Raw genomic sequence first — 17,952 nt, 5'->3', positions numbered from 1 at the left:
AACTGTGCGCCAAAAGGTTGCAAAAGCTTGACGAAACTTTATCGTTAAAATCATCCGGTTATGAGAACGTAGGCTAAAATGCGGACAAACGCACAGTCCCAGTCTAACAAAAAACCGTTCATTTGTCCCACGGATGCCGCTCGCGGCGCGTCAAACGCCCGTCCGGCTCGATTCGGTACTGGATCTCTCCGTTCAGATCGGTGCGCAGCAACCGGGACGGCAGCGCCTCGATCCGCGCGACGACATCGCGATGCGGATGTCCGTACAGATTGTTCGCGCCGGCCGAGACGACGACGTCGGTCGGCCTCCACCAGGCGAGCCAGGCGGCTGTCGAAGACGTCTTGCTCCCATGATGCCCGGCCTTCAGCACGTCTACGTGCATCGCGGCCCCGCCTTCCCGGCGGAGATGATCGACGACGGCCGCCTCGCCGGCGGCCTCCAGATCGCCGGGCAGGACGAATGTTCGCCCGTACAGGGTCGCGAGCAGTACCACGCTGCGGCCGTTCTGCGATTCGGCGAGGGGCAGCCGGCCGGCGTCGGCCGCGCCCGGGTCCGGGTGCAGCACGCGCAGCTCGGTCGAAGCATCGGGCTGCCAGCGCATGCCGTCCGCCGCGGCATAGAGCGGAATGCCTTTTTGAACCGCCAATTGAAATAGACGTAATACGTCCGGGGTCGGTTTCATCGTACCGTTGAACACGAGGCGCCCAATTTCTATATTTCGCAGAATGGCCTCCGCGCCGCCGATATGATCGGCGTCCAAATGCGTCAGGACGAGCATGTCGAGCCGGCGGACGCCACGCTGCTTCAGCAGCGGGACGAGCGTCTTGCGCCCGACTTCGTAAGGATCTTTGCGCTTGCGCCACGCTTCCTCCTTTTTGGCGAACGAGACCGTCCCGCCTGCGTCGATCAGCACGTGCTTGCCTTCGCCGGTGCGGATCAAGATGCTGTCGCCTTGGCCGACGTCGAGGAACATGACGCGCGCTTGGCGATCGAACGCCGCCGGCTGGATGCCCCAGGCCAGCCAGGCCAGCCATCCGATGGCAATCAGCGCGCCGAGCGCCATACGCCGGCGGCGCATCGCCCGGTCGCCCGGCGGCGGCTCGGCCGTGGAGAAGCCGGGCGGGGACGGGGACGCGGAACCCGATGGGAAAGCGGGGAGCGGTGCGGCATAGTCCGATGGGGTCCCAGGGAGCGGTGCGGCAGCATAGTCCGACGAGGTCACGGGGTACGGTGCGGCATAGCCCGACGAGGCGGAGAGATCCGCACGGCGAGCGGCGAGGGGCTGCGTGAAATTCCCCGACGCAGCGGCGGCCGCATAGGCGGGAACCTCCCGGAAGCGTCGTTCCGGGTCGAACGGGTCGGCGCGTCTGCGGGCGGCGCGCGTCCCTTCGAGGAGCAGCGCCTGTTCGTCCAGCCGGGCGATTCTCCGCCGCAGCAGGATGCCCGTGATCATCATTAGCGCATAGGCGGCCGCGACCCAAGCGAGGGACGGCTGCGGCCAGATCGTCGACATGCCGCGAACCCCGCTGAGCGCTTCGGTCGCGGCGAACGTCGCGCGGTTGCACAGCTCGGCCAATCGGGCCGGGCCGAGGCCGAGCGGCAGCCAGCAGGCGCCGAGCGCGACCGAGGCCATGCCCAGCGGCATCACGGCGAAGCTGATGAAGGGAACGAGCACCAGGTTGGCGGCCAACGATAAGAGATGAAGCTGGTGGAAGTAGTAGGCGGACACCGGAAACGACACGAGCTGCGCGGTCGCCGCGACGGCCAGCGCGTTCCGCAGCGCGGCGGGCAGGAAGCGGAGCAGCTTTGCCGCCAGCGGCACGTAGAGCAGCAGGCCCGCCGTGACGAGGAAGGAGAGCTGGAAGCTGACGTCCTCGACGACGAGCGGATGCCAGACGGTCATGATCCAAGCCGCGGCGGCGAGCAGATGCAGGCCGTCCTTCAATCGGTTGCGTCTCGCCATATAGAGGGCGATCATGGCCATTAAGCAAGCGCGGACGGCCGATGGCGACGCGCCGGTCAGCAGCATGTAGACCGGCATCGCGGCGATCGCGAGATCCAGCGAGCGCTCCCGCGTGAGCCGCAGCAGCGCCCCGAGCCGCAGCAGGATGAACACGACGACCCCGACGTGCAATCCGGAGATCGCCAGCACGTGCGTCAGGCCGAGCCGGGAGAAGTCGTCGTACTGTCCCGGATCGACGTCGTCCTGGATGCCCGCGACGAGCCCCTTCATATAGCCGGCATCCGAATCTCCGTACAGACGATCCATCAGGCCGCCGATCCGCAGCCGCGCCTCGTCCGCGGCGCGAAGGACGCGATAGCGCCAAGAGACGCCCTGGCTGCCTGGCGAGACCGCGGCGGCGCCCTTGGCCGCGAGCGTCCAGTGAACCTGCTGCCGCTGCAGATAGGCGCGATAGTCGAAGCCCCCGAAGTTGCCGCCGGAAGCCGGAAGCCTCAGCTCCCCCCGGACGGCGACTTCGTCGCCCCGCTTCCAGGCTGCCGCCGCCCCGAGCTCCTCCTCCGCGCCGAGGCGGACGCGAACGAGCAGCGTCTCGCGGATCGGCTGCGCGGGCGCGGAATTCTCCGCAGCCGAATCCTCGGTCAGCCGCGCCGCGGCCAGCTTAAAGACGACGACGTCGCCGTCGATCTCCACCGCGGAGGCGATCGCGCCGGAGACGGCGACGAGCCGGCCTTCGGGATCGCCGATCGCCTCCCGCAGATGCGAGACGTTGCCGGCGTCGGTCCAGACCCGATGGCCGGCCGACAGCAGCAGCGCCAGCGCGCAGGCCGCAGCCAAGCGCCAGGTCAAGCGCGAGGCAAGCGACAGCGCCGCCAACCCCAGCAGCAATCCCGCATACACGAGCAGGGCCGTACGTCCCTGCCACAGCGACTGTACGCCGCTGCCGGCGACCCAACAGACGGCGAATGCGACCAATGGCCTTCGCTGCATCTCCACTACCTCCCGTCCTCTTCATGCCCGGGGACGGCAAAGAACCTCTTCGCCGCGCCCGCGAAGAGGTTCTTCCTCTGGATTTGCTTGTTCAAGTCTGCGTTGCGTCTTAAGAGAGCGCGTCCTGCACGCCCGTATCGGGCGGCGGGACATAGCCTTCGATCGTGCGGAATACCAAGTTCTTCTGCGCCATCAGCGCGGCGACTTTGGCATAGTCCTTCTGGTAGACGCGATGGTATACGATCTCCCGGATGCCGCTGTTCGCGAGCATATTCGCGCACGTCCAGCAGGGCTGGTCGGTCACGTAGACGGTCGAGCCTTCGCGGTCGATCCGATCCGTGAAAAGGAGCAGGTTCTGCTCCGCGTGGATCGTGCGGATGCAGCGCTGCTTCTTCACCATCGTCTCGGCGCTGCCCGCCGGCGCGGGCTCGAACTCCTCCACGATCATGCAGCCCGCCTCCGAGCAATCCGGCACGCCCATCGGGGCGCCGTTGTAGGCGGTACCGAGCAGCTTCTTGCCCTGCACGAGCACGGCGCCGACATGGCGGCGGGGGCAGCGGGAACGGGTCGAGGCCATGAAGGCGATGTCCATAAAGTAAGTGTCCCAATCTTTGCGCAGCGGTTGCGTCATCTTGCAGGCCTCCCATTCTATCTCTATTGTCGCCGAATCGTTCGTCTTGTCAAAGGGGGAAGGGCCGTCGCCCGCGCCGACCCCCGATCAACCGACCGTCACCAAGTCGCGCAGCCCTTCCATCAGCTTGGGCCCGATCCCCTTCACCTGCCGGAGATCGTCGACGGACCGGAAAGGCCCCTTGGCGTCGCGGTATTCGACGATCGCCCGGGCTTTGGCCGGCCCGATGCCGGGCAGCGCGTCGAGCTGCTCGGCCGTGGCCGCGTTCAAATTCAGCAGGCCGTTCGCGTTCGCGGAGGCCGGAGGGCCGGGATTCGTCGGCGGGATGTCCGCCGCGGCAGCCCCCGCAGCGGGCGCACCGGCAGATCCGGCTGCGAGGGCGCCGGCGAATCCGACTGCAGGCGAGGCTGCCGAGGTCCCGCCCTGCCCCGGGCCTGCTCCGCCGGGGCCGGACCCGGCCGCCGTTGCGCCGGCCATCGGCGATGCCGCCGCAGCCGGTGCGCCGTCGCCGGGCAACGCGACCGGCGCGGGCGCGCTCTTCGCGTCCGCCGCCGCCGAGCCGGACGGCAGCGGCGCGGCTGCACCCAGCTCCTGCAGCGTCGCCGCCACCTGGGCGTTAACGGGCGTCCAGCCCGGCACGTCCGCACGCTTGTCTGGCAGCAGCATCGCGCAGGCTAGCGCGGCTACGCCTGCGGCGGCCGCAAGCGCCGCCCATCCCCGTCTTCCCGTCCATCCTTTGATCGTCCGCTCCTTCATATCGACTCACTCCCGTCCTATTTTTGCAAATGAAGCATGTGGGCCAAACCCCGCGACATACAATGGGATGAAGCAAACGACGAAGGAGGAGGAACGAATATGAAGGCCGGCTTCATTGGTGCGGGAAGCATGGGCAGCTTGCTCGTCAGCGCTTTGCTGCGCGCGCATGCTTTTCGGCCGTCGGATGTGACGGTGAGCACCCGTACCTCCTCCAAAGCGGAGCGTCTGGCCCGGGAATACGCCGGCTTGCGGGTCGCCTCGGCGAACGCGGACGCGGTCCGGGACGCCGATTTGGTGTTCCTCTGCATCAAGCCGATGGATTACCGTCCGGTATTGGACGAGATCAAGCCCGTTCTGACGGCGGAGCAGATCGTCGTCTCGATCACCAGTCCCGTTACGATCCGTCAACTGGAAGACATCGTGCCGAGCAAAGTCGCGAAGATCATCCCCAGCGTCGTCAACGAGGTCGGCGGCGGCGCTTCTATGTTCATGTACGGAACGCGTCTGACCTCCGACGACCGGGCATACCTAAACGGGCTGTTCGCCGCGATCAGCCGCCCGATCGAGATCCCCGAGGACGAAGTGCGCGTCGCCTCCGACCTGTCGAGCTGCGGCCCGGCCTTCATGGCCTGCCTGCTGGAGCAGTTCGTCGAGGCGGCCGTCGAGCTGACGGGCATGGAGCGCAGCCTAGCGAGCCGTCTCGCTGCCGAGATGCTGCTCGGGACCGCCCGGCTGCTATCGGAGCCCGGCAGCACGCCGGCCGAGCTCCAAGCGCGCGTATCGGTGCCCGGCGGCATCACCGCCGCCGCGCTGGAGGAGCTGCGCGCGGCGACTGCCGGCGCGTTCCAGCGGGTCCTGCGCACGACGCACCAGAAGTATGCGGAAGACCTGGAGAAAGTCGAAGCTTCGCTCGCGCCTAAGCCGTTCCCTTCATGAGGCCGGTTAGACCCGATATCGGGCCGGACGCTGCCGAAGGAACCGAACCTACGGGGGAAACGAGCGGGCGTCATTCGATGCCGGTCTCGGCCCGCGAACGACCTTTCCAACGCAAAGGGGCGCCCTCCATCCCGAGGCCGCCCCTTTGCGCTGCTTAATTCGCCACGATGTTCACGAGCTTGCCTTTGACGGCGACGATCTTGCGGACCGTCTTGCCTTCGATCAGCGCCTTGACCTTCTCCAGACCGAGCGCCACGTCCTGCAGGCCGGTTTCGTCCAGATCGGCCGCGACCGCCGTGCGTTCGACGATCTTGCCGTTCACCTGGACGGCGATCTCCACTTCGGCGTCGACGGTCAGCGACGGGTCGTACGTCGGCCATGCCGCATAGGCGACGCTGCCTTCGTGACCGAGCTTCTCCCACAGTTCTTCCGCGATATGCGGCGCGATCGGGGACAGCATCTGCACGAATTGGGCCATCGCTTCCTTCGGCAGCGCTTCGGCTTTGTACGCTTCGTTCACGAAGATCATCAGTTGGCTGATGGCCGTATTGAAGCGCAAGCCTTCGTAGTCCTCGGTAAGCTTCTTGATCGTCCGATGCCAGACGCGGCGGAAAGCTTCGTCGCCCGGGATATCCCGGATCTTGGCGTTCAGTCCGCCGTTCTCGCCTTCGAACAGTCGCCAGACGCGGGAGAGGAACCGGTAGATCCCTTCGACCCCGTTCGTGTTCCACGGCTTGGTCGCTTCCAGCGGCCCCATGAACATCTCGTACATCCGCAGCGTATCCGCCCCGAACTCGCCGACGATATCGTCCGGATTAATGACGTTGCCGCGGGATTTGGACATCTTCTCGCCGTTCGTGCCGAGAATCATGCCTTGGTTGACCAGCTTGTGGAACGGCTCCTTCGTGTGCACGACGCCGATGTCGTAGAGCACCTTGTGCCAGAAGCGCGCGTAGAGCAGGTGAAGCACCGCATGCTCCGCTCCGCCGATGTACAAGTCGACCGGCAGCCATTCCTTCTGCTTCTCCGGCGAGCAGATCTCCTTGTCGTTGCGCGGATCGATGAACCGCAGATAGTACCAGCAGCTGCCCGCCCACTGCGGCATCGTATTCGTCTCGCGGCGCGCCCGGCGCCCCTGCGCGTCGACCACGTTCACCCAGTCCGCGACGTTCGCCAGCGGCGACTCGCCCGTACCCGAAGGCTTGATGGCGTCGACGTCCGGCAGCAGCAGCGGCAGCTCGTCTTCGGGCACCGTGTCCATCGAGCCGTCTTCGTAGTGCAAGACCGGGATCGGCTCGCCCCAGTACCGCTGGCGGCTGAACAGCCAGTCGCGCAGCCGGTAGGTGACCTTGCCTTGACCGCGGCCCTGCTCCTCGAGCCAGGCGATCATGCGGGCGATCGCGTCCGGCGTGGACAGGCCGTCCAGGAAGCCGGAGTTCACATGCGCGCCGTCGCCCGTGAAGGCCGCTTCGGCGACGTTGCCGCCGCTCACGACTTCGACGATCGGCAGCTCGAACTTCGTCGCGAATTCCCAGTCGCGCTCGTCATGCGCCGGTACCGCCATGATCGCGCCCGTACCGTAGCCGCCCAGCACGTAGTCGGCGATCCAGATCGGCGTCTTCTCCCCATTGACCGGGTTGATCGCGTAAGCGCCCGTGAATACGCCCGTCTTGTCCTTGGCCAGGTCGGTCCTTTCGAGATCGCTCTTGTGGGCCGCCTGCTCGATATACGATTCGACGGCAAGGCGCTGATCCGCCGTCGTGATCGCGCCGACCAGCTCATGCTCGGGCGCCAGCACGCAGTAGGTCGCGCCGAACAGCGTATCCGGACGGGTCGTGAATACCGTCAACGCGGCCTCCGCATGTCCGTCGATCGCGAACGTCACTTCGGCGCCGGTCGACTTGCCGATCCAGTTGCGCTGCATATCCTTGATGCTCTCCGACCAGTCCAGCTCCTCCAGGTCTTCCAGCAGGCGCTCGGCATACTCGGTGATCTTCAGCATCCATTGGCGCATCGGCTTGCGGATGACCGGATGGTTGCCGCGCTCGCTCAGGCCGTTGATGACTTCCTCGTTCGCCAGCACCGTTCCGAGCGCGGGGCACCAGTTCACCGGCACTTCCGCGACATATGCGAGTCCCTTCTTGTACAGTTGGATGAAGATCCACTGCGTCCACTTGTAGTAGTCCGGGTCCGTCGTGCTGAATTCGCGGTCCCAGTCGTAGGAGAAGCCGAGCGACTTGATCTGGCGGCGGAAGTTGTCGATATTCTCCACCGTGATGTCGCGAGGATGCTTGCCCGTCTGCAGCGCATACTGCTCCGCCGGCAGGCCGAAGGCGTCCCAGCCCATCGGATGCAGGACGTTGAAGCCTCTCATCCGCTTGTAGCGGCTCACGATATCGGTCGCCGTATACCCTTCCGGGTGGCCGACATGGAGCCCTGCGCCGGACGGGTAAGGGAACATGTCAAGGGCGTAAAACTTCGGCTTGCCCGCGTCCTCGGTCGTGCGGAACGTCTTGTTTTCGTCCCAGTAGCGCTGCCACTTGGGCTCGATTGTCTGCGGCTTGTAGCCGGCTTGGTTGTCCTGCGTCATGGTCGTAGAAGCCCCTCTCAACGGTTCGAAGTCATAAAAAAAACCTCCCGCCCTAGCGTAAACGCTAGGGACGAGAGGATTATTCCCGTGGTACCACCCTAGTTGACGGGCGCCCTGCTTGGGCATGCCGTCCACTCTTCCTTCGTAACGAGAAGGGTACGCCGCGCTTGCCGGGGATTCTCCGTAGACGGAGGCGGCCGGATTGCGCGCGGAGCTCCAAGGCGAGTTCTTCGTCTGCGACAGCCGGCTTGCACCTACCGCCGGTTCTCTGGGTGACGCGGGACGAATACTGCTCCTTATCACAGCTTGCGTGTATTGCCCTGATTATAGCCAACGGAGGCAAACGATGTCAAGGCGGATGGGCCCATTGCGCGGAAAATGCCGATTCCCGCCGTCAGTCCGGCCGGCCGGGCCCGATGCCCCGCCAGAACAGGTCGACGATCATCTTCGGCAGCGCTTCGCCCGACAGCGTCTCCCGCAGATCCGACTCCCGGTTGCCGAGCAGGAGCAGCGCCGAGAAAGCGTGCGCCAGCAGCATCGGATCCGCCGTCGACGCGATCTCTCCGTCCTCGGCCGCTTGGACGAAGCCGTCGGCCAGCACCTCGTGGATCCCGTGTTCTGCCCGGCGGATCGCTGCTCGCTGCGTCTCGCTGAGCGCGGGCATCGCCTCCCGCATCATCGTCTCGAACTCGACGTGCGTCGTCGCCATCTTCACGACCGCCATCTGTTCGAGCCGCGCCCGCAGCGGGCCCTCCCGGTCCAGGATCAACTTCGTATAGGTGCAGATCCGGGCCATCATCGCCGTCACGGCGTCCGTGAACAGCTGCGCTTTGTTGGAGAAATAATAGTAAATGGACGCTTTCGTGACGCCGGCCCGCTCCGCGATCTGATTCAACGATACCGGTTCGTATCCGTATTCCATGAACATCTGGGAAGCCGCGTTCAGCACCGTCTCGCGCAACGACGGCGATTGCTCGTTGTTTTTGGGTCTGCCGGGCGAGCGTTTTGGCTTCGGTTGGGTCACAGGCGACACCTTCTTTCGTCAAGCGGTTGCATAATTAACCTTCCGGTATATATAATAATATTCGAGCTGATAACCTCAATTATATCCCAAATGCCGGATGGAATCACCGGGAAGCGCAAGACGCGAGGAGGAATTAGCCATGAACGAACGACCCGGGCTCGGCCGATGGGTGGCTGGCCCCATGGGCAAGTGGGCGACCTTGCTCGTCTGGATCCTGGCCGCGGCGCTGCTCAGCATGCTGCTGCCGTCCGTGAACAAAGAGGAAGCGAACAACGCGCCCGACTTGTCGGACGCGAAGCCGTCCGTCCAAGCCGACGCCGTCGCGGAACGGGAGTTCCCGAGCGGCTCCGACATCCCGGCGCTGCTCGTCTGGCACCGCGCCGGCGGCCTCCAGGACGCGGATCTCGCGAACGTGCAGAAGCTGGCGCGGCAGCTGACGGAAGCGCCGGCGCCGAACATGACGTCCGTGCCCCCGCTGCATCAAATGCCGCTGCAGGCGCTGAAGGCCCAGTTGTCCGAAGACGGCAGCACGCTCGTCACGCCGGTCTTCTTCGGGAAGCAGGCCGATGCCGATCAACTGAAGGAAGGCGTCGAAAAGCTAAAGGAAGAGGCGAACGCCGTCTTCGGCGGAAAGCCGTTCGATGCCGCCGTCGACTCGACGAGCGAACTCAGCGCGCGCGTAACGGGGCCGGTCGGCATCCAGATCGACGCGACGGGCCTGTTCAAGAACGCCGACTTCGCCCTGCTCATGGCGACGGTGCTTCTCGTGCTCGTCCTGCTGCTCCTGATCTACCGGTCTCCGATCCTGGCGTTCATCCCGCTGATCGCGGTCGGCTTCGCCTACGGCGTCATCGGTCCGATCCTCGGCTGGATGGCCCGCGAAGGATGGATCGCCGTCGACGCCCAAGGCATCTCGATCATGACGGTGCTGCTGTTCGGCGCCGGTACCGACTACTGCCTGTTCCTGATCTCCCGCTTCCGCCAGCTGTTGAAGACCGATGCGGACAAAGGCAAGGCGCTGCGCCGCGCGCTGTCCGGCTCGGCCGGCGCGATCGCGATGAGCGGCTTCACCGTCGTGCTGTCGCTGCTCGCCCTGCTCGTGGCTCAGTACGGCTCGTATCATCGGTTCGCCATCCCGTTCAGCATCGCCATCTTCATTATGGGATTGGCCAGCTTGACGCTGGTACCCGCCCTGCTCGCCATCATCGGCCGCGCCTCCTTCTGGCCGTTCGTGCCGCGCACAGCCGAGATGCAAGCGGCGCGCGCCCGGCGCCAAGGCAAGCCCGCACCGGCGCCCGAAGCGGCGCCCCGCTACCGGACCGGCTCTCTCGTCGTGCGCCGTCCTTGGCTGATCGTCGCGGTCTCCGTTATCGCGCTGGGCGGCCTGGCCGCCTTTGCCTCGCAGATCAAATTCACCTACGACATCATGTCCTCGTTCCCGAAGGACATGGCTTCGCGCGAAGGCTACGCGGTCATCGGCGAGCAGTTCTCCCCCGGGGAGCTCGCGCCGGCGAAGGTCATGGCGGATACCCAGGGCCGCGCGGTGCAGCTGAAAGAAGCGCTCTCGTCCCTGCCGTATGTGAGCCGGGTGTCCGAGCCGGAGACCGGGCGGTCCAATCCGCAGATCGTCGGTCTCGACGTCGAGCTGAATCTCAATCCTTACGCCATGGAGGCGATGGACCGCATCCCCGAGCTTCGCGATTCGGTGGAGCAGACGCTGCAAGCCGCAGGCGTCTCGCAGCCGTCCGAACGCGTATGGATCGGCGGGCAGACCGCGGAGCAGTATGATACGAAAGCGACGGGAGAACGCGATACGCGAATGATCATTCCGATCGTCATCGGGCTCATCACTCTTCTCCTGCTGGCGTATCTGCGCTCCGTGACGGCGACGATCTACCTGGTGCTGACCGTCATCCTCTCGTATTTCTCGGCGCTCGGGCTCGGCTGGCTCGTCGTCCATCATCTGTTCGGCGCGGACGCGATCTCGGGCTCCATCCCGCTGTACGCCTTCGTCTTCCTCGTCGCGCTGGGCGAAGATTACAACATCTTCATGATCTCGAACATCTGGCGCAAAAGCGAACGCATGCCGCTGAAGCAAGCGATCCGCGAAGGCGTCGGGGAGACGGGCGCCGTCATCACGTCCGCGGGGCTCATCCTCGCGGGAACGTTCGCGGTGCTCGCCACGCTGCCCATCCAGGTGCTCGTACAATTCGGCGTCATTACCGCGATCGGCGTGCTGCTGGATACGTTCGTCGTGCGTCCGTTCCTCGTGCCCGCGATCACGCTGCTGCTCGGCCGCTGGGCGTTCTGGCCGAGCCGGCGCGGCGCTTCGGCGGCTCAGACCGAAACCGAATCCGCATAGGCGCGCAGCCATCCGATTGGGTCCACACGCACCAGATTCGTCGTTCACGCTTCAAACCGCAAAGCAAAAGCCCCATTGCCGCCGAACGCGCGGTAATGGGGCTTTTGTCATCGATGTTAAGCCGGCTTCCGGGCGACGAAGAACAACCGCTCCGACGACGCGTCGGGTTCGTCCCACTCGAAGTCGGCGCAGCGGTGCAGCAGTTCGAATCCGGCCGCCCGCAGCTGTTCCGCCAGCCAAGCCGGATCGTAGGCGCGCTGAACGTGCGACTCTTCGAATCGGCGGTACAGCGGAGACCCGGCGCCGGCGCTGTCCTCCCGGACGAAGAACGTCAGGTCGTGCTCGACTTCCTGCCGGACGGCATCGTATTCGCACGTCCACAGATAAGCGACGTCCCGCTCGTCCAGCACGAACGGCTGCTCTTCTCCATAGCGCGCGAGCTGCTCCGGCGCGTGGACGTCGAACAGGAACAACCCGCCGTTCGCCAGACCCGCATAGGTCTGCCTGAGCGTCGCTACGATATCCTCGGGCTCGGTCAGATAGTTCAGACTGTCGCAGAAGCTGATCACGCAGTCCGCCGGCTCGGGCAGCTCCCAATCGCGCATGTCCTGCTGCAGCCAGCGAATCGAACCGTCCTCGTCCCGGGCGCGGATCGCGCCGCGCTGGGGCGTAGCTTCCCACTTGCTCCGCGCGACGGACAGCATGTCCGCGGACAGGTCGATGCCGAATACGCGAAAGCCCGATTTGGCCATCGGGATCGCGATGTTGCCGGTTCCGCATCCCAGGTCTACCACCGTCCGAGGGGTACCGTACCGCTCCCAGCAGCGCCGGGCGAAGCTCATCCATTCCGCATACGGCATTTCTTCCATCAACCGATCGTATACAGCCGCGAATTCCCGGTAAGAACGCATCTTCATCTCCCTATGTGGATGTCGTGGATTCGTTGTCCGATGAAGGGCGATCGCCGCCCGCTTCGACCAGTTTGGTCCAGTTGCCGTCCTGTACGATGAGACGGTCCTTCATAAGCTTGCCCAGCGCGCGCTTGAACGCAGACTTACTGAGTCCGAACCGCTTCTGGATGACGTCGGCGGGCGAGGTGTCCGAGTAGGGCATCGCGCCGCCGGGCCGGCTTTTCAGGAAATCGAGAATCCGGTCCGAATCCTCGAGACGGCCCGCTTCCTTGGAAGGCCGCATCGACAAGGTGACGCGCCCGTCGTCCCGCACCTGGGTCACGCGGGCCGTGACCTTCTCGCCTAGACGCAGCGGATGCGTCATCGAAGCGGTCGGGATGTAGCCGAGCGCGCCGTAGCCGAGCACCCCGCCGTCCGCCAGCACGAACACGCCGTCGCGGAACGTATCGGTAACCCAGCAGTCGCGCTGCTCATGGTGCCAGGATGCCGGCGCGCGGAACACCACGCGCTCGTAATCTTCGATCTTGGCCAGGCGCGCGAGCATGCGCCCTTCCTTGTCCTGCTTCATGACGACATGGAGCTCGTCCCCCTCGCGGGGCCAACGTTCCTTGTCGTCCGGAAGCTCCTTGATCGGCAGCAGCAGCTGCCTACCGATGCCCAGCTCCAGGAAGCAGCCGAATCGCGGATGAAAATCGGCCATGACGAGCCGCCCCATCTGTCCCAGCTGCAGCAGCGGCTTGCGCAAGGTAGCGGTAATTCTTCCCTTGTCGTCGTGGAACAGGAAGACGTCCGTGCCGTCCCCGACGTGCGGGCGTCCGGAGACCGCCTCGCCGTACGGGAGCAGCACTTCCGGGCTGTCCGCCTCGTCGGACTCGCCCAGGAACCATCCGTAGGGCGGTACTTCACGCCGCACGAGGAGCGTTGCGGTCGTTCCGGCGAGAAGCGTCATGCGAATTCAACGGCCTTCGCGTCGGACCAGAGCCGCTCCAGGGAATAGTACTCGCGCTCATCCCGGTGGAAGACATGCGCCACCACGTCGCCCATGTCGATCAGTACCCAGCGGGCCGTATCCATGCCTTCCAGCCGTACGCGCGCGCCCAGCTGCTCCGCGCGCTTGCGGATCTCGGTCGCGATCGCGAGCACCTGCGTGTCCGAATTCCCGTGACAGATCAGGAAGTAATCCGCCACCAGGGAGATCCCCTGCAGGTTCAAGGCCACGATCTCGTGCGCTTTCTTCTCTTCGGCCGCATCTACGACCGCATGCAGCAATTTATCCGACACTCCCATGCCTCAGCCTCCTTAAATGTTCGAGCGTTTACCGTTTCGTTCGATCTTGCGTAGCAGATCATTGCGGGCCAATACCGTCAAGGGAAAGATGCATCTACCTTTATCGACCAGGTGCGAGATCGTCGAATCGAATCCAGCGACCAGCGCTTCTTCCAATTTATGCTCCGCGAGTTTGCGGATCTTATTCACGCCCGGGAAGTCCCTGCCCGGCTCCATGTAGTCCGCCAGACAGACGATGACGTCGAGCTGGGTCATCTCTTCGCGGCCGGACGTATGATAGCGGATCGCATCCAATACCGCTTCGTCCGCAATGCCCAGCTCCGTCTGCACCGCCCAGGCGCCCACGTGCGCGTGCCACAGCTCTTTGTCGTGGACGAGCAGATCGCCGGGAAGCCCTTCTTCGCGGATGATTCGCTCCATCCGGTCGGTCGGCCACGCCTTGGCGTAATCGTGCAGCAGCGCCGCGAGCCAGGCGCGTTCCGCGTCGCCGCCGAATCGTTCCGCCAGCGCGACGGCCGTCTCGACGACGCCCATCACGTGCTTGAACCGCTTCTCCGGCATTTGCCGCTTCGTCGCTTCGATCAACGCTTCACGATTCATATAGGCCCTTCCTCTCGATATATTCGCGGACCGCCTCCGGGACCATGAAGCGGATGGAGCGTCCCTCCCGCCGCCGCCCCCGGATGTCGGTCGAAGAGATGCCGATCGGCGGCATGGCGGCGCGCAGCAGTTTGGGCTGCAGGAACGCGGGCAGAACGGCCGCGTCGTCCGGCTCGCCGGGCCGCTCGAGGCAGATGAACGACACCCGCCGCGCAAGCTCCTCGATCCGCCGCCACGTCGGCAGGCTGTTGCGCATGTCCGCCCCGACGATCCAATAGAATTCGCGGTCCGGATGGGCGTTCTGCAGCTCCGTGACGGTATCGATCGTGTACGAGACGCCCTCGCGGTTCAGCTCGGACGTCTCGACGCGGAAGTACGGGATGCCTCGGATCGCCGTCTCCACCATCTCGCGCCGTTCGGCGCCGCTCGCGCCGGGCTGCGGCTTGTGCGCCGGCACGGAGGTCGGGACGAACCAGACTTCCGCCAGGTTCGCCGCTTCCCGGGCCGCGTCCGCCGCCAGCAGATGGCCGAGATGAATGGGGTCGAACGTTCCGCCCATGAGTCCAGTCCGACGCATCGTCATCGTCCTCCCTCCTAGGGAAGCTTGATCTGCTTGTTGTTGCGGGACTCTTTGTACAGCACGATCGTCTTGCCGATGACTTGAACGAGCTCCGCGCCGGAGCGCTCCGCCAGCTCGCTCGCGATCTCGTGGCGGTCGTCGTCGTTGTTGTTGAGGATCGAGACCTTGATCAGTTCGCGAACCTCCAGCGCCTCTTCGATATGGCGGATCAAGTGATCGTTGGTGCCGCCTTTGCCCACCTGGAAGATCGGGGTCAGGTGGTGCGCTTCGGAACGGAGAAATCTTTTTTGTTTGCCGGTCAGCATGGTCAAAACCTGCGCTTTCTTGGTTAACTATTTTGTATTTACAAACCTCGATTTGTGCTCCACGCGAGCATTTAAGCCGGTTTTTCCGCCTTATTTCCGTCATTCGTGCGCCGTGCAGGCATTTAAGGCGGGTTTTCCGCCTTATTTCCGCCGTTCGTGTGCGTCGTGCGAGCATTTAAGCCGGTTTTTCCGCCTTATTTCCGCCATTCGTGTGCCGCGCGAGCATTTAAGCCGGTTTTTCCGCCTTTTTTCCGTCATTCGTGCGCCGTGCAGGCATTTAAGGCGGGTTTTCCGCCTTTTTTCCGCCGTTCGTGTACCGCGCGGACATTTAAGCCGGTTTTTCCGCCTTATTTCCGCCGTCGCTTGAGGCGAGCGTACCTTCCTCCGCCCTTCCCCTCCCCCTACGGAAATACCCCGGCCTCGCCGGACCCTAAACTAGGGATGTCAAGCAGACGTCGCCGCAGCTTCGAAGGAGGCCAGCACCGCTTCGCGCATCGCGTCTGTCGGCGCCGGCCGGCCGGTCCAGTATTCGAAGGCGTACGCGCCTTGGTAGATGAACATGCCCAGACCGCCGTGAATGCGGCAGCCGCGCTCGGCGGCGCCGCGAAGGAATGCGGTCGTGAGCGGATTGTAGATCAGATCGCTGGCGACGGCGCCGGGTCTCAGCCACGTCGGATCGACCGGCACGGCGTCGACGTTCGGCGACATGCCGACCGAAGTCGTATTGATGACCACGTCGGCATCCGCGCACGCTTCGCGCAGCGACGCCCACGGGATCGCGACGACCTGATCCTCCGGCGCGAAGCCTTCGGCGAGCGCCTGCGCCCGCTCGGCGGTGCGGTTGGCCAGCCGGATCGCGGCCGGCTTCTCCCGGGCCAGCGCCCAGACGATGCCGCGAGCGGCCCCGCCGGTGCCGACGACGACGATCTTCTTGCCGCGCAGATCCGGCTCGGATTCTTCCTTCAGGGAGCGAACGTAGCCGATGCCGTCCGTATTGTAGCCTACGAGCCTGCCGGCTTCGTTCACGATCGTGTTGACCGCGCCGACGGCGCGGGCGCCCTCGTCGATCTCGTCGAGGTGCGCCATCACCTCGATCTTGTGCGGGATCGTGACGTTCAAGCCCCTATAACCGAGCGCCCGGATGCCCCGGATCGCGTCGCCGAGGCGCTCCGGCGTCACGTGAAAGGCGCCGTAGGCGCCATTGATGCCGGCTTCGCGGAACGCCCGGTTCAGCATGACGGGCGACTTGGAATGGCGGATCGGATCTCCGATGACGCCGTAGAGCACCGTATGACTGTCCATCCCCCACGTTCCTTTCGTCACAGGATCGATTCCCGCAGCATGACTTTGACGCCCTTGGGCGCATAGACGTCCACGACCGCTCCGGTCTTGCCGTTGGCGGTAATCCAGCCGAGCCCGGAGATGAAGATGTCCTGAGGCTCGCCGGGCGGGATTCGCAGCGTATGCCGCGAGAGGGGCGGCATCTCGTCCAAGCCTTCCTTCGAAGGCGGCGACAGCATGACCCCGCGATGATTCGCGTACAGCTCGTCGGCCCGCTCCTGCTTCGTGCGGTGAACCGGGATGCCCGCGGACACGTAGGCGGTGAAGGACTGCCGCTCGCCCTCGACGAAGTCGAAGCGCGCGAGCGCGCCGAAGAACAGCGTCTGCCGCTCGTAGAATTGGTACGTGAGCGGCTTCAGCGGCTTGTCGGGCAGGAGCGCCTGAAGCGCTTCGCGCGGGATGACTTCGCTGAGACGGGATTTGTAGACGATGCCGGGCGTATCGATGATCGCATGCCCGTCATCGAGCGGAATATGAACGGCGTCGAGCGTCGTTCCCGGGTAGCGGGACACGGTCAGCTCGCGCTCTAGATCGCTGTAGTCGGAGATCAGCCGGTTGACGAGCGTGCTCTTGCCGACATTTGTGGCGCCGACGACATAGACGTCCCGTTCGCCGCGCAGCTCGGCGACCGCTTCGACGACGCGGTCGAAGCCGATGTTGCGGCGCGCGCTGCACAGCACGATGTCCGCGACCTTGAGGCCGTTCGCCTTCGCCTGCCGCTGCACCCAATTGCGCAGCCGGTTCCAGTTCGTCACCCGGGGCAGCAGATCGATCTTGTTCACGACGAGCAGCACCGGATTGTTCCCGACGAACCGCTGCAGGCCGGAGATCATGCTCCCCTCGAAATCGAACAGATCGACGATGTGGACGACCAGGCTATCGGTCGAAGCGATCCCGCCGAGCAAACGCAAAAAATCGTCCTGGTCCACGGCGACCGACGAGGCGTCGTTGTAATGTTTGATTCGGAAGCAGCGTTGGCAGATGACCGGCTCGCGGTCCCGCGCGGCCTCCGGTACGAAACCCGGACGGCCTGCGTCCTCGATCTGCAGCGCGACGCCGCAACCGGCGCATTTCTTGGCGTTCATGAATGTATCAGGCAAATCTAGCGTTCCTCCTTGTCCGGCCACAGGCCCTGCCTGCGGAGACGGGCTAAAGCGATTTTCTCGATGCGGCGGTTGATGCGGGTGCCCCACCCTTCCTCCCCGATCTCGATCGGCGTGACGAGGATCGTATGCAGACCCATCCGCCGGCCGCCGAACACGTCGGTCATCATCTGGTCGCCGACGACGACGGCTTGCTCCGGCCTCAGGCCGAGTCGCTGAAGCGCCAGCCGGAACGACTTGACGAAAGGCTTGCGCGCGGCCGGGATGAACGGAATGCCGAGCGGCTCCGCAAACTTCGCGACCCGGGCGCTGTTGTTGTTCGACAAGACGACGACTTGGAAGCCGTCCTGTTTGACCTTGTCCAGCCAAGCGACCAGCTCGGGCGTCGCGCGGGGCGTCCTCGCGCTGACCAGCGTATTATCCAGGTCGGTAATGATGCCGCGTACGCCGCGTTCGCGAAGCGACTGCAGGTCGATATCGAATACGGTTTTGACGATCTGATCGGGCAACAGGCGTTGGAACATCCTTCAGAAGCTCCCGTCTCTATCATGATTGATCAAAATATACCACACCCCG

General features: G+C 64.7%; 18 protein-coding genes and 1 other annotated feature. Of the genes, 4 read left to right on the top strand and 14 right to left on the bottom strand.

The genetic code is table 11. The features are described from left to right. Positions 1-118: 118 nt before the first annotated feature. The 3 genes from H7C19_RS25005 to H7C19_RS24995 form a co-directional block, all read right to left on the bottom strand. A complete protein-coding gene (locus H7C19_RS25005) occupies positions 119-2,950 on the bottom strand; it encodes a ComEC/Rec2 family competence protein (RefSeq protein ID WP_185671796.1) in 2,832 nt (943 codons plus the stop codon). Positions 2,951-3,059: 109 nt separating this feature from the next. Next, the gene (locus H7C19_RS25000; RefSeq protein WP_185671795.1) at positions 3,060-3,581 is read right to left on the bottom strand and encodes a deoxycytidylate deaminase; all 522 of its coding nucleotides are present in this window, start codon (positions 3,579-3,581) and stop codon (positions 3,060-3,062) included. An 87-nt stretch (positions 3,582-3,668) separates the two neighbouring features. Next, complete coding sequence (locus tag H7C19_RS24995; RefSeq protein ID WP_185671794.1) at positions 3,669-4,337, bottom strand: ComEA family DNA-binding protein; 669 nt, start codon at positions 4,335-4,337, stop codon at positions 3,669-3,671. A gap of 99 nt (positions 4,338-4,436) precedes the next feature. Between H7C19_RS24995 and comER the strand changes: the two genes are divergently transcribed. Then, complete coding sequence (gene comER, locus H7C19_RS24990; RefSeq protein ID WP_185671793.1) at positions 4,437-5,273, top strand: late competence protein ComER; 837 nt, start codon at positions 4,437-4,439, stop codon at positions 5,271-5,273. A 154-nt stretch (positions 5,274-5,427) separates the two neighbouring features. On the opposite strand, the gene leuS is transcribed toward comER, so the two are convergent. Both leuS and H7C19_RS24980 read right to left on the bottom strand, forming a co-directional pair. Further along, positions 5,428-7,863, bottom strand: coding sequence for a leucine--tRNA ligase (gene leuS, locus H7C19_RS24985; RefSeq protein WP_185671792.1), 2,436 nt, complete (start codon positions 7,861-7,863; stop codon positions 5,428-5,430). 63 nt (positions 7,864-7,926) lie between these two features. Further along, positions 7,927-8,175, bottom strand: a binding site (T-box leader). Positions 8,176-8,257: 82 nt separating this feature from the next. Next, positions 8,258-8,785: a TetR/AcrR family transcriptional regulator gene (locus H7C19_RS24980; RefSeq protein ID WP_246469756.1), complete on the bottom strand. Its 528-nt coding sequence runs from the start codon at positions 8,783-8,785 to the stop codon at positions 8,258-8,260. Between H7C19_RS24980 and H7C19_RS34450 the strand changes: the two genes are divergently transcribed. Together H7C19_RS34450 and H7C19_RS24975 are read left to right on the top strand one after the other, a co-directional pair. Next, a complete protein-coding gene (locus H7C19_RS34450; protein ID WP_221469472.1) occupies positions 8,784-8,921 on the top strand; it encodes a hypothetical protein in 138 nt (45 codons plus the stop codon). The two genes, H7C19_RS24980 and H7C19_RS34450, sit on opposite strands and share 2 nt — an antisense overlap. Positions 8,922-9,026: 105 nt before the next feature. After that, positions 9,027-11,249: an MMPL family transporter gene (locus H7C19_RS24975; RefSeq protein ID WP_185671790.1), complete on the top strand. Its 2,223-nt coding sequence runs from the start codon at positions 9,027-9,029 to the stop codon at positions 11,247-11,249. A 116-nt stretch (positions 11,250-11,365) separates the two neighbouring features. Here H7C19_RS24975 and H7C19_RS24970 read toward each other — a convergent pair whose 3' ends face one another. From H7C19_RS24970 to yhbY, 6 genes are read right to left on the bottom strand one after another with little or no spacing between them, the layout of a single operon-like run. Next, positions 11,366-12,160 carry a class I SAM-dependent DNA methyltransferase gene (locus H7C19_RS24970; protein WP_185671789.1) on the bottom strand — a complete coding sequence of 265 codons (795 nt, stop codon included), beginning with the start codon at positions 12,158-12,160 and terminating at the stop codon, positions 11,366-11,368. 10 nt (positions 12,161-12,170) lie between these two features. Continuing rightward, a complete protein-coding gene (locus tag H7C19_RS24965; protein ID WP_185671788.1) occupies positions 12,171-13,109 on the bottom strand; it encodes a CvfB family protein in 939 nt (312 codons plus the stop codon). Next, positions 13,106-13,447: a ribosome silencing factor gene (rsfS, locus tag H7C19_RS24960; RefSeq protein WP_185671787.1), complete on the bottom strand. Its 342-nt coding sequence runs from the start codon at positions 13,445-13,447 to the stop codon at positions 13,106-13,108. The genes H7C19_RS24965 and rsfS overlap by 4 nt, the downstream gene beginning before the upstream one ends. A 12-nt stretch (positions 13,448-13,459) precedes the next feature. Beyond that, complete coding sequence (gene yqeK / locus H7C19_RS24955; RefSeq protein ID WP_185671786.1) at positions 13,460-14,047, bottom strand: bis(5'-nucleosyl)-tetraphosphatase (symmetrical) YqeK; 588 nt, start codon at positions 14,045-14,047, stop codon at positions 13,460-13,462. Further along, a complete protein-coding gene (gene nadD / locus H7C19_RS24950; RefSeq protein WP_185671838.1) occupies positions 14,037-14,624 on the bottom strand; it encodes a nicotinate-nucleotide adenylyltransferase in 588 nt (195 codons plus the stop codon). The genes yqeK and nadD overlap by 11 nt, the downstream gene beginning before the upstream one ends. 17 nt (positions 14,625-14,641) lie before the next feature. Next, complete coding sequence (gene yhbY, locus H7C19_RS24945; protein ID WP_185671785.1) at positions 14,642-14,932, bottom strand: ribosome assembly RNA-binding protein YhbY; 291 nt, start codon at positions 14,930-14,932, stop codon at positions 14,642-14,644. Between yhbY and H7C19_RS24940 the strand changes: the two genes are divergently transcribed. Continuing rightward, positions 14,931-15,299 (top strand): hypothetical protein, encoded by a 369-nt coding sequence (locus tag H7C19_RS24940; protein WP_221469463.1) that lies wholly within the window; start codon positions 14,931-14,933, stop codon positions 15,297-15,299. The two genes, yhbY and H7C19_RS24940, sit on opposite strands and share 2 nt — an antisense overlap. Before the next feature lie 77 nt (positions 15,300-15,376). Here H7C19_RS24940 and H7C19_RS24935 read toward each other — a convergent pair whose 3' ends face one another. The 3 genes from H7C19_RS24935 to H7C19_RS24925 are packed head-to-tail and all read right to left on the bottom strand — an operon-like array spanning position 15,377 to position 17,900. Beyond that, a complete protein-coding gene (locus H7C19_RS24935) occupies positions 15,377-16,234 on the bottom strand; it encodes a shikimate dehydrogenase (protein ID WP_185671837.1) in 858 nt (285 codons plus the stop codon). A gap of 17 nt (positions 16,235-16,251) precedes the next feature. Further along, the gene (gene yqeH, locus H7C19_RS24930) at positions 16,252-17,358 is read right to left on the bottom strand and encodes a ribosome biogenesis GTPase YqeH (protein ID WP_185671836.1); all 1,107 of its coding nucleotides are present in this window, start codon (positions 17,356-17,358) and stop codon (positions 16,252-16,254) included. Between the two features lie 17 nt (positions 17,359-17,375). Next, the gene (locus H7C19_RS24925) at positions 17,376-17,900 is read right to left on the bottom strand and encodes a YqeG family HAD IIIA-type phosphatase (RefSeq protein ID WP_185671783.1); all 525 of its coding nucleotides are present in this window, start codon (positions 17,898-17,900) and stop codon (positions 17,376-17,378) included. Between the last annotated feature and the right edge of the window lie 52 nt (positions 17,901-17,952).

This window comes from Cohnella nanjingensis, from assembly GCF_014212125.1.
GTDB lineage: Bacteria > Bacillota > Bacilli > Paenibacillales > Paenibacillaceae > Cohnella > Cohnella nanjingensis.
The sequence above is the reverse complement of the archived record's forward strand: the minus strand, read 5'-3'. Positions and strand labels throughout refer to the sequence as shown.